An 11,483-nucleotide genomic window follows, 5' to 3' on the forward strand; every position below is an offset into this window, starting at 1 on the left:
CGCCTCCTGATGTCGTTCCTATAGGTGGGCGAGCTTCTCCAGGACGGGCGCGGCTGCGCGCAGCTTGGCCCATTCGTCCTCGGTGAGCTCTGCCGCGAGCCCGGCCAGGAAGGCGTTGCGCTTGCGGCGGCTCTCTTCGAGCATCGCCTCGGCCTCCTCCGTCTGGCTGACCACCTTCTGGCGGCGGTCGTCCGGGTGCGGTTCCAGCCTGACCAGTCCCTTTGCCTCCAGGAGCGCGACGATGCGGGTCATCGACGGCGGCTGGACGTGCTCACGGCGGGCCAGTTCGCCCGGGGTGGCCCGGCCGCACCGGGCGAGGGTGCCGAGGACCGACATCTCGGTCGGGCTCAGCGATTCGTCGACGCGCTGGTGCTTCAGGCGTCGGCCCAGCCGCATGACGGCGGAGCGCAGGTCGTTCACGGCGGCGGCGTCGTCGCCATGGGTGAGGTCAAGCATGTCTTTAGAGTAACTCATTACTCTAGCTAAGTAACAACGGATTTTCGTCGGGCCCAGTCGCGCCCGCGTCGCGCCGGCGTCACGCACCCGTCTCTCGTCACTCGCACGCGTCACCCACCCATCACTCGTACGGGTGAGGGAGCCGGGAAAAGCGACACGCGGCCACGCCCTGTGCCAGGACTCTGTCCGCATGGGGACACAGGTGCTCAGCATGCGCATAGACGGGGAGCTGCTCGACCGCCTCCGCATCCACGCCGCCAAACGCGGAATGAGCGTCCAGGACTATGTCGTCCGGACGCTCATTCGCAATGACTTCGACGAGCGCTTCAAGGCGGCCGTCGACGAGACGGAGAAGTTCTACCGCTGATCTTGGCCAGTGCTCCGCCCAGGGCGGGCGTGAAGGCCATCCTTGTCCCGGAGGCGGGGAGCGCCGGAGTGCTCTGCGTCTCCGGGGTGGCGGCCAGACGAGCTACGGCTCGGCCTCGAAGTCGGCGCAGACCTCCCGCATGATCTCTTCGGCGCGGGTCGGCATGGCATCGGTGAACGCATTCACCCTGTACTTGGTGACGAAAACCACATGAACATGCAGGTTGCAGACAACATGGCGACCTGTTCTGGCATCGGGGTCAGGATTCCAGCGCGGTGACACAGACCAACGCTAGGCTCACGATCGTGAGTCAAGGCACCCTGGTCAGGAGGCAGTTCGGGCACCGCGCCCGGCTTGCGCTGTCGCCTGCCGGGGTGTTGAAGGCCGATGGCCAGGCGCACGCGGCCCGCACGATGTGGAACCTGCTGCACGCCTGGTGGCGGATGATGCCGAAGGAAAAGCGGACTCTCGCCAACGCAGACGCCGCGATCCGGCAGGCCCGCAAGGACATCGACTTCCTGGCCGTCCTTCCCGCGCAGGCCGCGCAAGCGGTCCTCAAGACCTACTTTCAGGCATGGAAGAACTGCTGGGAGGGCCGCGCCGACGCCCCGAACTTCAAGAGCCGACTGCGCACGGTGATGTCTGTGGACATCCCGCAGGGCCGGGACCTGAACATCGTCCGCGTGCACCGACGGTGGGGGCAGGTCAACATTCCCAAGGTGGGCAGGGTGCAGTTCCGGTGGACCAGGGACCTGCCCGTGGGCAAGCGCGCAGGCGCGGAGAACCGGATCACCGGAGCGCGGCTGGTCAAGGATGTGCTCGGCTGGCACATCGCCTTCCGCGTCCAGACCCTGGAGGTCAACCCCGCACCCCATCAGGGGCCGGAGGTCGGTATCGACGTGGGCATCACCGTGCCCCTGGCTCTGTCGGACGGTGAGACGTACGAGCACGGCGAGTGGCTGACCGGCAAGGAGAAGGCCAAGCTTCTGCGCTTGGAGCAGCGCGCCGCACGGCGCAAGGCACACCGCAAGCCCGGCGAGCGCACCAGCGGCCGGCTACACCGCACCTACGGCCAGATCGCAGGACTGCGCGCGAAAGCCAAGCGCCGGGCCCTGGACTGGCAGCATCAGACGACCAACGCCATCGCCCGCGCCTACGGCACGGTCGTGGTCGAAGCACTCACCATCACGAACATGGTCAAGTCCGCCAAGGGAACCATCGAGGAGCCGGGAAGGAACGTCGCCCGGAAATCCGGGCTGAATCGCTGCATCAGCGCAGAGGCGTGGGGCCGCACGGTCACCATGCTGGCGTACAAGACCGCCTGGCACGGCGGCACCCTGCACATGGTCCCGGCCCCCGGCACCTCCCGGCGCTGCTCAGCGTGCGGCCGCACCACGCCCGGGAGCCGGGAGTCCCAGGCCGTTTTCGTGTGCAAGAACCCGGAGTGCGGCTGGTCGGGCAACGCCGACCACAATGCGGCCCGGAACGTCTTGCACCTGTACCGGGTGGGCCTCGCGCTCGTCCCGGCTGCCGGGAGGGCAGTCGTCAGGCGCGCGAAGCGCGTCAAGCCCGCTACCGCAAGGTAAGCAGGAATCTCCCGGATTCATCCGGGAGAGCACTTCAAGGGGTCACGTGAGGCCCAGGGCGGGCATCGCGTAATAGAAGACGAACACCGCCGAGACCGCGTACATGGCCGCCGGGACCTCGCGGCCCCGCCCGGTCGCCAGCCGCAGCACGCTGAAGGTGATGAAGCCGATGCCGATGCCGTTGGTGATCGAGTAGGTGAACGGCATCGTCACCATGGCCAGGAAGGCCGGGACGGCGATGGTGAAGTCGCTCCAGTCGATGTCCTTCACCGAGCCCGCGAGGATCAGGAAGCCGACCGCCACCAGGGCCGGAGTGGCCGCCTGGGACGGGACCATCGTGGCGAGCGGGGTGAGGAACAGGGCCACGGCGAAGAGACCGCCCGTGACCACGTTGGCCAGGCCCGTGCGGGCGCCCTCGCCGACACCGGCGGTGGACTCCACGAAGCAGGTGGTGGCCGAGGAGGAGGTCGCGCCGCCGGAGGCGACGGCCAGGCCGTCCACGAGCAGGACCTTGTTGATGCCGGGGAAGGTGCCGTCCTCGTCGATCAGCCTGGCCTCGTCGCCGACGCCGAGGATGGTGCCCATCGCGTCGAAGAAGCAGGACAGCAGCACGGTGAAGACGAACAGGCAGCCGGTCAGCAGGCCGACCTTGCCGAAGCCGCCGAACAGGCTGACCTGGCCGACGAGCCCGAAGTCGGGGGCGGCCACCGGGTTGCCGGGCCACTCCGGGACGGTCAGGCCCCAGCCGGCGGCGGGCAGCTGCACCACGGCCTGGACGACGACGGCGACCACGGTCATGGCCACGATGGAGATCAGGATCGCGCCGGGCGTCTTGCGGATCAGCAGGGCGAGGGTCAGCAGCACGCCGACGGCGAAGACCAGCACGGGCCAGCCGAGCAGCTGGCCGCCGGTGCCGAGCTGGAGCGGCACGGTGGTGTGCGCCGCGTCCGGGATGCGGGTGACGAAGCCCGAGTCGACCAGGCCGATCAGCATGATGAACAGGCCGATGCCGATCGCGATGCCCTTGCGCAGGCCGAGCGGGACGGCGTTCATGACCCGCTCGCGCAGGCCGGTCGCGACCAGCAGCATCACCACGAAGCCGGCCAGGACGACCATGCCCATGGCGTCGGGCCAGCTCATGCGCGGGGCCAGCTGGAGGGCGACGACGGTGTTGACGCCGAGGCCGGCCGCGAGGGCGATCGGGACGTTGCCGATGACACCCATCAGGAGGGTGGTGAAGGCGGCCGTCAGGACGGTGGCGGTCACCAGCTGGCCGCCGTCGAGCTGGTGGCCGTACATGTCCTTCGCGCTGCCCAGGATGATCGGGTTCAGCACGATGATGTAGGCCATCGCGAAGAACGTGGCGAAACCGCCGCGGACCTCGCGGGCGACGGTCGAGCCGCGCTCGGTGATCTTGAAGAAGCGGTCCAGGCCCGACTGGGGGCCGGGGGCCGGGGGCTGCGCGGCCGGCGCGGAGGCCGGGGCGGGGGCCGACGTGCTCATGCGGTCCTCGAAATGCGGGGGGCCATTGGGGGTTCATACGATGAAATTGGGCCTGGCCCAAACCGTTTCAGTATGAACACATGAACGAAAGCCCGTCCATCTCCGCGCGTAGACCTCGAATTCCGCCGCCTAGACTTGTGGGCATGGCGAAATGGACTGCGAAACACGAGGCGCCCGAGCCCCTGGAAGGCCCGGTCGTCGCGACCATCATCGGTGGCACGGTCGTGTGGTTCGTCCTGTTCCTCGTCCAGCTCCCGTTCTACGGGTGGTTCGCCGACCGGGGCCTGCTGTGGTGGGTCTGGTGCTGCGCCGCCGGCGGCGGCCTCGGCCTGATCGGCATCTGGTACGTCCGGGGCCGCGACGCCGCGCTCAAGCGGCACGCCGCCGCGGCGGCCGAGCAGGCCGAGCAGGCCGAGCAGGCAGGGCAGGCAGGGCAGGCAGAGCAGGCAAAGCAGGCCGCGCAGGACGCCGGCGCGGCGGACGGGACGCACCCGGCTCCCGCGGCCCGCGACGCCGGATAGGGCACCGCGCAGAGAGCGCACAGCGCATCGGCGTGCCGGATGGGACATGCCGACCAGAGGACGATTTCCCTCATCCCGAAGTCGGATATCCGTCCCTCTCGGCGGGTGAACGGCACAGTCCGCCTTTACCGTCGAAAACATGACGCAGCGGGCGAAGATCGATTCGAACGGTTCCGAGCCGGGCGCCGAGTCGGGTGCCCGGCCGGGCACCGGGCCGGCCCCCGCACCCCTGGCCGGCCCGCCCGCGCCCCCGTTCAGGCCCGGCGGCCTGACCACCGCCGAGGTGGCCGAGCGCGTCGCGCGCGGAGCCGTCAACGACGTCCCGGTCCGCTCCTCCCGCTCCACCGTCGAGATCGTCCGCGCGAACGTCTTCACCCGCTTCAACGCGATCATCGGCGTCCTGTGGGTCGTCATGCTGATCGTCGCGCCGCTCCAGGACAGCCTTTTCGGCTACGTGATCCTCGCGAACACGGGCATTGGCATCATCCAGGAGCTCCGCGCCAAGAAGACCCTCGACAGCCTCGCCGTGATCGGCGAGGCCAAACCCGGCGTCCGCCGCGACGGTCGCACCGCCGTGGTCTCCACCTCCGAGATCGTCCTGGACGACGTCATCGAGCTCGGACCCGGCGACAAGGTCGTCGTCGACGGGGTCGTCGGCGAGGCCGACGGCCTGGAGATCGACGAATCCCTGCTCACCGGCGAGGCCGACCCGGTCCTCAAGAAGCCCGGCGACCCCGTCATGTCCGGGTCCTTCGTCGTCGCCGGCGGCGGCGCGTTCACCGCCACCAAGGTCGGCCGCGAGGCCTACGCGGCACAGCTCGCCGAGGAGGCCACCCGCTTCACCCTGGTCCACTCCGAGCTGCGCTCCGGCATCTCCACCATCCTCAAGTACGTCACCTGGATGATGATCCCGACCTCCATCGGCCTCATCGTCAGCCAGCTCGTCGTCAAGGACACCGGCCTCAAGGACTCCATCGCCCGGACCGTCGGCGGCATCGTCCCGATGATCCCCGAAGGCCTGGTCCTGCTGACCTCCGTGGCCTTCGCGATCGGCGTCATCCGGCTCGGCCGCAAACAGTGTCTGGTGCAGGAGCTGCCCGCCATCGAGGGTCTCGCCCGGGTCGACGTCGTCTGCCTCGACAAGACCGGCACCCTCACCGAGGGCGGGATGGACGTCACCGAGCTCCGCCCGCTCGACGGCGCGGAGCCCTCGTACGTCCGGCAGGTCCTCGGCGCCCTCGGCGAGTCCGACCCGCGCCCCAACGCCAGCCTCCAGGCGATCATCGACGCCTACCCGGACAGCGCGGACTGGCGCTGCACCGAATCGCTGCCGTTCTCCTCCGCCCGCAAGTACAGCGGGGCGAGCTTCAGCGAGGGCGACGGGGAGAGCTCCACCTGGCTGCTCGGCGCCCCGGACGTGCTGCTGCCGTCCGGCGACCCCGCCCTCGACGAGATCAACGAGCTGAACGAGCAGGGCCTGCGCGTCCTGCTGCTCGCCCGGGTCGCCCGCGAGCTCGACGACGACGCCGTCGCCGTCGGCGCCCGGCCGACCGCGCTGGTCGTCCTGGAGCAGCGGTTGCGCGCCGACGCCGCGGACACCCTGCGCTACTTCGAGGAGCAGAACGTCCGCGCGAAAGTGATCTCCGGCGACAATGCGGTGTCGGTCGGCGCGGTCGCCGGCAAGCTGGGCCTGCCCGGCGCGGAGCACACCGTCGACGCGCGCCGGCTGTCCGACGAGCAGGCCGCGATGGCCGAGGAACTCGACCAGCACGCGGTCTTCGGGCGGGTCACCCCGCAGCAGAAGCGGGACATGGTCGGCGCGCTGCAGTCCCGCGGCCACACGGTCGCCATGACCGGCGACGGCGTCAACGACGTGCTCGCCCTGAAGGACGCCGACATCGGCGTCAGCATGGGCTCGGGCTCCGAGGCCACCCGGGCCGTCGCCCAGATCGTCCTGCTCGACAACAGCTTCGCCACCCTCCCGTCGGTGGTCGCCGAGGGCCGCCGCGTCATCGGCAACATCACGCGCGTCGCCACCCTCTTCCTCACCAAGACCGCGTACTCGGTGCTGCTGGCGATCCTGGTGGTCTGCTGGCAGGTGGAGTACCCCTTCCTGCCGCGGCACCTGACGCTGCTGTCGACGCTCACCATCGGCGTCCCGGCGTTCTTCCTGGCCCTCGCCCCGAACAAGGAGCGCGCCAGGCCGCACTTCGTGAGACGCGTGATGCGGTACGCGATCCCGGGCGGGGTGATCGCGGCGGTGGCCACCTTCCTCACGTACCTGGTCGCCCGCCACCACTACACCGGCGCGGACGCCCTGAACGCCGAGACGAGCGCGGCGACGCTGACGCTGTTCCTGACCTCCATGTGGGTCCTGGCGATCATCGCCCGCCCGTACACGTGGTGGCGGATCGCCCTGGTCGCGGCGATGGGCGGGGCCTTCCTGCTGGTCCTGGCCGTCCCCTGGCTGCAGGACTTCTTCCAGCTGAAGCTGGTGGGCGCGCAGATGCCGTGGACGGCCGTCGGCATCGCCGTGGCGGCGGCCGCCCTGATCGAAGTCACCTTCCGCTGGGTGGACCGCCGCCTCCCGGAATAGCCGTGGCCGGCCGGTCAGGCCCGGCCGGCCCGGCCGAGGCCGCTTAGTCGAACCACCGGTCGCGTGCGAGTTCCGCCGTGCGGGACGGGTCCTCCAGGAGGGCCGCGACCTCGAAGCGGCGCGGCCACTGGCCCGCCGACCAGGCCAGGCCCGCCGCCACGCCCTCCAGGGTGGAGGCGTGCAGCACGCCGTCCCGGGTGACCCGCCAGTCGAGCTCGACGCCGCCCGCCACCAGCTCCTCGTGCTCCAGGTACGTCTGCGGGGTCGCCGGACCCAGCAGGATCCGTACCGCCTCCGGGACCTCGTGCTCCTCGCCCGGCGTGCTGACCTCCGCCGGGACCGTCTCCGACAGCCGGCGCACCTGGAGCAGGTCCGCCAGGTCGGCCGCGCGGGCCGGGGCCACCGGCAGCAGCGGCAGGCCCGCGGTCAGCGGCAGCAGGTCCGGGGCGTCCGCGATCACCGCATCGGAGGCGTCCACGACCACCGGCTCCCCGTCCGCCACGGCACGCAGCTCGTCGGGCAGCGTGACCTGCTCGGGCTCCAGGTCGGCCAGGGCCCCGTACAGGGCGTGCAGCTGGCGGTCCGTGACCGGCCGCTCGGGATCGGCGAGCCGGGCCAGCAGCTCGGCCGCGCCGCCGGGCTCGTCGAGCAGGGCGGCCACGGAGGTGCGTACGCCGAGGGCCCGCAGGACCTGCTCGTCGTGGAAGCCGGTGGCGTCCGCCGAGGTGTACAGGCCGGCGAGCAGCGGGTCGGTGCCTGCCGCGCGCAGCCCGGCGGGGCGGCGGCCGTCGAGCACCGGGTGGTCGCGCAGCCACCAGGCGGTGTACGGGCGCACCGCCCGGGTGGTGCCGTCGGGCAGCAGGATCCGCACGGGCTGGGTCAGGGCGTCCCGCAGCGGCGGCTGCGCCAGCATGGCCAGGGCCTGCGGCCAGCAGTCGTCGTCGACGAGGTCGAGGTCGCGCACGGCGACGATCTCGGTGGCGACCGGCGGCAGCGGGGTGTCCGGGAGCTGGTCGAGGACGTCCTCGCACCACACGTCGACCGCGTCCAGCAGGCCGACGTCGTCGGGCTCGGCGTAGTCGCCGTCGCGGGGTTCGAGTTCGTCCGGGTCGAGGACCACGTCGGTGGCGCGGACCAGCTGGAAGCCGGCGAGCACCCCGCAGGCGGTCAGCGGCTGGGCACCCCACCGGGCGGCCAGGTCGGCGTCGACGTACGGCACCTCGTCCTCGCGGATGACGGCGGCCAGCGGCGAGCCGGGCAGCAGCAGCTCGCCGGCCGGGGCCGGCTCGCCGTCCTCGTCGGGCAGGGCCAGCGCGCCCAGCCACGGCTCGTCGCCCGGCGCCAGGTCGGCGTCGCGGACCAGGCCCAGGACCACCTCGGCCAGCTCGTCGGTGTCCAGGGCGGCCTCGTCCTCGTCCCAGACCTCGCCCGCGTCGAGGGAGGCCGCCACCGCGGCCCGTACCTGCGGGGTCGTCAGGATCGCGCGGGGTGTGGCCGGGAGCGCGCCCAGCTTCTCCAGCAGCGGGTGCGCCGCGTCCGGGTGGGCCACCTTCAGGCCCAGCCGGGCCAGGTCCTTCGGGGTGTCCGCCTCGGGCAGCAGCACGTGGCGGGGGCCGATGGTGGTGCGGCCGTCGGCGAGCGGCACGGGCAGGCCGGAGAGCCGGTCCGGGTCGACGCCGGCCAGGCTGTCGTACAGCCGGTGCCACCACGCGGGGGTGCGCTCGATGCCGGCGATCCGCTCGATGGCGTCGCCCAGCGGCAGCCGGCCCACCCCGAGGGTGCGCAGTTCGGGGCGGCGTTCCAGTCCGGCGGGCAGCAGGGTCGGGAGCACCTCGGCGAGGACCCGTACGGTGTCGGCGCCCGCGCCCTCGACGACCTCGGCCTCGAAGGGGCGCAGCGCGGCCCGCTCCCCGGGCTCGGCGGTGTCCTCGGCGGGTGCGGCGGGGGCGAGGAAGGCGGTGCGGGGGAGCCGCTGGAGAACGGCGGTGCGCAGGGCGCCGTCCAGCAGGCCCTTGCCGAGCGGCCCCGGTACGAGGTCCACGAGCTCGGGGGCCACGGGCTCCCAGGTGCCCAGCAGTTCGGCGTACGCGTCGGCCGCGCGCTCCACGAGGAAGTCGGTCAGCGGCCCGGGCGCGGGGTGCCGGCGGGCGGTGTCCAGCGGCAGGGTCGCGATGAGCAGGGCGGGGATGCCGAGGGGTTCGTCGGTCGGGGTCGGGGCGTGGACGACGGGTGCGGTGGCGGGGCGTACGGGCGCGCCCGCGGCGTCGACGGGCACGGCCCAGGACACGGTCCAGGAGGGCCGCAGCCGCTCCTCGACGGGCCGGTCGGCGAGCAGGGCGGGCTCGATGGGGCCGGTGTGGCGGACGGTGCGCCAGCGGCGGGTCTGCCCGGCGGTGCCGGGGGCGCCGGGGGAGGCGGCGGTGTCGCGGGAGTCCTCGATGACGGTGTACGGGCCGTCGGTGGTGCGGCGCAGGGTACGGGTGCCCCCGGCCGGGGTGTCGACGGTGATCTCGTGCAGGCCGGGCAGGGTGAGCAGCAGCGCGTCGTCGATGCCGGCCAGCAGCCGCTGCACCAGGTCCTCGGCGGCGGGGTCGCGCAGCGGGAGGACGACGACGGTGTCGTACCCCTCGGGCGCGGTGCCCTCGGCGGGCAGCGGCAGGCGCAGCAGGGGGACGTGGCCGTCGCGGCGGCGCAGTTCGTCGCCGAGGCCGGGGCTGAAGGCGGCGGCCTCCCGGGCCAGCTCGCGGGCCTCGGCGAGGGACCAGCGCACGCCGCCGTGCCGGCCGAGGACGGCGGGCTCGTCGGACACGGCGAGGACGGCGGCGAAGCCGACGCCGAAGCGGCCGACGGTGTCGCCGGAGGCGGTGGACTCCCGCTTGGCGGAGGCGCGCAGGGTGCTCAGAGATTCCACGCCGGTGGCGTCGAGCGGGGCGCCGGTGTTGGCGGCGGCGAGGACCGGCGGTTCGCCGTTCCCGGTGTACAGGGTCAGCCGCAGCCGGCCGGGCACGCCCGCGCGGGCGGCGGCGTCGGCGGCGTTCTGGGCGAGTTCGACGACGAGCCGGTCGCGGTAGCCGCCGAGGGCCAGATCCTCCTCGGCGTTGGCGTCCTCGCGGAAGCGGGACGGGGCCGACGCCCAGGAATCGATGACCCCGCGCCGCAGCCGGGCCGTGCCGAAGGGGTCCGTGCCGTCCTGGGCCGCCGTCACTCGCACGCTCACGCCGCTTCCTCCAAGAATTGCCGAGGTCTTGAAGGTATCGCGTGCCGCGCCCGCCCTCCCCCGACACCGGAGGGAGGGCAGGCGCCGCGACGGGTCAGAGGTTCTCGATGACGTGATCGATGCAGGCGGTGAGGGCCTGCACGTCCGCCGGGTCGATCGCCGGGAACATCGCGACGCGCAGCTGGTTGCGGCCGAGCTTGCGGTACGGCTCGGTGTCCACGATGCCGTTGGCGCGCAGCACCTTGGCGACGGCGGCCGCGTCGATGTCGTCCGAGAAGTCGATCGTGCCGATCACGGAGGACCGCTTGCCGGCGTCCGCGACGAACGGGGTCGCGTACTTCGACGCCTCCGCCCAGCCGTACAGGGTGCGCGCGCTGGCCGCCGTACGGGCGGTCGCCCACTCCAGGCCGCCCTGGCCGTTGATCCACTCCAGCTGCTGGTTCAGCAGGAAGAGCGTCGACAGCGACGGGGTGTTGTACGTCTGGTTCTTCAGCGAGTTGTCGATCGCCGTCGGCAGCGAGAAGAACTCCGGGACGTGCCGGCCGGACGCGTGGACGCGCGCCGCCCGCTCCAGGGCCGCCGGGGAGAACGCGGCCAGCCACAGGCCGCCCTCGGAGGCGAAGGACTTCTGCGGGGCGAAGTAGTAGACGTCGGTCTCGGTGATGTCGACGGGCAGACCGCCGGCGCCCGAGGTCGCGTCCACCAGCACCAGCGAGCCGGCGTCGGCGCCCGCGACGCGCCGGATCGGCGCCGCCACGCCCGTCGAGGTCTCGTTGTGCGTGTACGCGTACACGTCCACGCCCGCCTCGGCCACCGGGTCGGGGTGCGTGCCCGGCTCGGAGGAGATCACGGACGGCTCGTCCAGCCACGGAGCGAGCTTGGCGGCCTTGGCGAACTTGGACGAGAACTCGCCGAACGTGAGGTGCTGGGACTTCCGCTCGATGAGCCCGGCGGTCGCGATGTCCCAGAAAGCGGTGGAGCCGCCGTTGCCCAGGATCACCTCGTATCCCTCGGGCAGCGAGAACAGGTCGCGGATGCCCTGGCGGACCGAGCCGACCAGGTTCTTGACCGGGGCTTGGCGGTGTGAGGTGCCGAGCAGGGAGGTACCGGTGGCGGCGAGGGCGTCCAGCGCCTCGATCCGCACCTTGGAGGGGCCCGCGCCGAAGCGTCCGTCGGCGGGCTTGATGTCAGCGGGAATCTGGATCTCAGCCACGAGCGGAGCGTATCCGGTCGGGGA

8 protein-coding genes and 1 pseudogene are annotated in these 11,483 nt (G+C 72.2%); 4 read left to right on the forward strand and 5 right to left on the reverse strand.

Going from position 1 to position 11,483, the window contains the following annotated elements; translation table 11 throughout:
• Positions 1–18: 18 nt before the first annotated feature.
• On the reverse strand, positions 19–456 hold the full coding sequence (locus tag AC068A_RS11790) for a MarR family winged helix-turn-helix transcriptional regulator (RefSeq protein WP_478583855.1): 438 nt from the start codon (positions 454–456) through the stop codon (positions 19–21).
• Between the two features lie 190 nt (positions 457–646).
• On the opposite strand from AC068A_RS11790, the gene AC068A_RS11795 reads away from it, so the two are divergent.
• Complete coding sequence (locus AC068A_RS11795) at positions 647–823, forward strand: ribbon-helix-helix protein, CopG family (RefSeq protein WP_478583857.1); 177 nt, start codon at positions 647–649, stop codon at positions 821–823.
• A gap of 108 nt (positions 824–931) precedes the next feature.
• Here the strand turns inward: AC068A_RS11795 and AC068A_RS11800 are convergent.
• Positions 932–1,105 (reverse strand): annotated as a pseudogene (locus AC068A_RS11800) (transposase); the annotation flags it as partial.
• A 23-nt stretch (positions 1,106–1,128) separates the two neighbouring features.
• Between AC068A_RS11800 and AC068A_RS11805 the strand changes: the two are divergent.
• Positions 1,129–2,409 carry an RNA-guided endonuclease InsQ/TnpB family protein gene (locus AC068A_RS11805; RefSeq protein WP_478583858.1) on the forward strand — a complete coding sequence of 427 codons (1,281 nt, stop codon included), beginning with the start codon at positions 1,129–1,131 and terminating at the stop codon, positions 2,407–2,409.
• Positions 2,410–2,451: 42 nt separating this feature from the next.
• Here the strand turns inward: AC068A_RS11805 and AC068A_RS11810 are convergent, their stop codons facing one another.
• Entirely contained in the window at positions 2,452–3,912 is a 1,461-nt protein-coding gene (locus tag AC068A_RS11810) for an NCS2 family permease (RefSeq protein WP_478583860.1), read from the reverse strand.
• Between the two features lie 143 nt (positions 3,913–4,055).
• Here AC068A_RS11810 and AC068A_RS11815 point away from each other — a divergent pair, with 143 nt between their 5' ends.
• Positions 4,056–4,433 carry a DUF2530 domain-containing protein gene (locus tag AC068A_RS11815; protein ID WP_478583862.1) on the forward strand — a complete coding sequence of 126 codons (378 nt, stop codon included), beginning with the start codon at positions 4,056–4,058 and terminating at the stop codon, positions 4,431–4,433.
• Positions 4,434–4,572: 139 nt separating this feature from the next.
• The gene (locus tag AC068A_RS11820; RefSeq protein WP_478583863.1) at positions 4,573–7,029 is read left to right on the forward strand and encodes an HAD-IC family P-type ATPase; all 2,457 of its coding nucleotides are present in this window, start codon (positions 4,573–4,575) and stop codon (positions 7,027–7,029) included.
• Between the two features lie 43 nt (positions 7,030–7,072).
• Here AC068A_RS11820 and AC068A_RS11825 read toward each other — a convergent pair whose 3' ends face one another.
• Both AC068A_RS11825 and serC read right to left on the reverse strand, forming a co-directional pair.
• Complete coding sequence (locus AC068A_RS11825) at positions 7,073–10,246, reverse strand: sacsin N-terminal ATP-binding-like domain-containing protein (RefSeq protein ID WP_478583865.1); 3,174 nt, start codon at positions 10,244–10,246, stop codon at positions 7,073–7,075.
• Between the two features lie 94 nt (positions 10,247–10,340).
• Positions 10,341–11,459, reverse strand: a complete 1,119-nt coding sequence (serC, locus tag AC068A_RS11830) for a phosphoserine transaminase (RefSeq protein ID WP_478583867.1) — start codon at positions 11,457–11,459, stop codon at positions 10,341–10,343.
• Positions 11,460–11,483: the final 24 nt, after the last annotated feature.

Source organism: Streptomyces sp. NPDC043854 (assembly GCF_056436005.1).

What these genes read in the sequence shown, in the direction of transcription:
- AC068A_RS11790 (WP_478583855.1), bottom strand. Translation starts at nt 456, where the DNA reads ATGCTTGACCTCACCCATGGCGACGACGCCGCCGCCGTGAACGACCTG.
- AC068A_RS11795 (WP_478583857.1), top strand. Translation starts at nt 647, where the DNA reads ATGGGGACACAGGTGCTCAGCATGCGCATAGACGGGGAGCTGCTCGAC.
- AC068A_RS11810 (WP_478583860.1), bottom strand. Translation starts at nt 3,912, where the DNA reads ATGAGCACGTCGGCCCCCGCCCCGGCCTCCGCGCCGGCCGCGCAGCCC.
- AC068A_RS11815 (WP_478583862.1), top strand. Translation starts at nt 4,056, where the DNA reads ATGGCGAAATGGACTGCGAAACACGAGGCGCCCGAGCCCCTGGAAGGC.
- AC068A_RS11820 (WP_478583863.1), top strand. Translation starts at nt 4,573, where the DNA reads ATGACGCAGCGGGCGAAGATCGATTCGAACGGTTCCGAGCCGGGCGCC.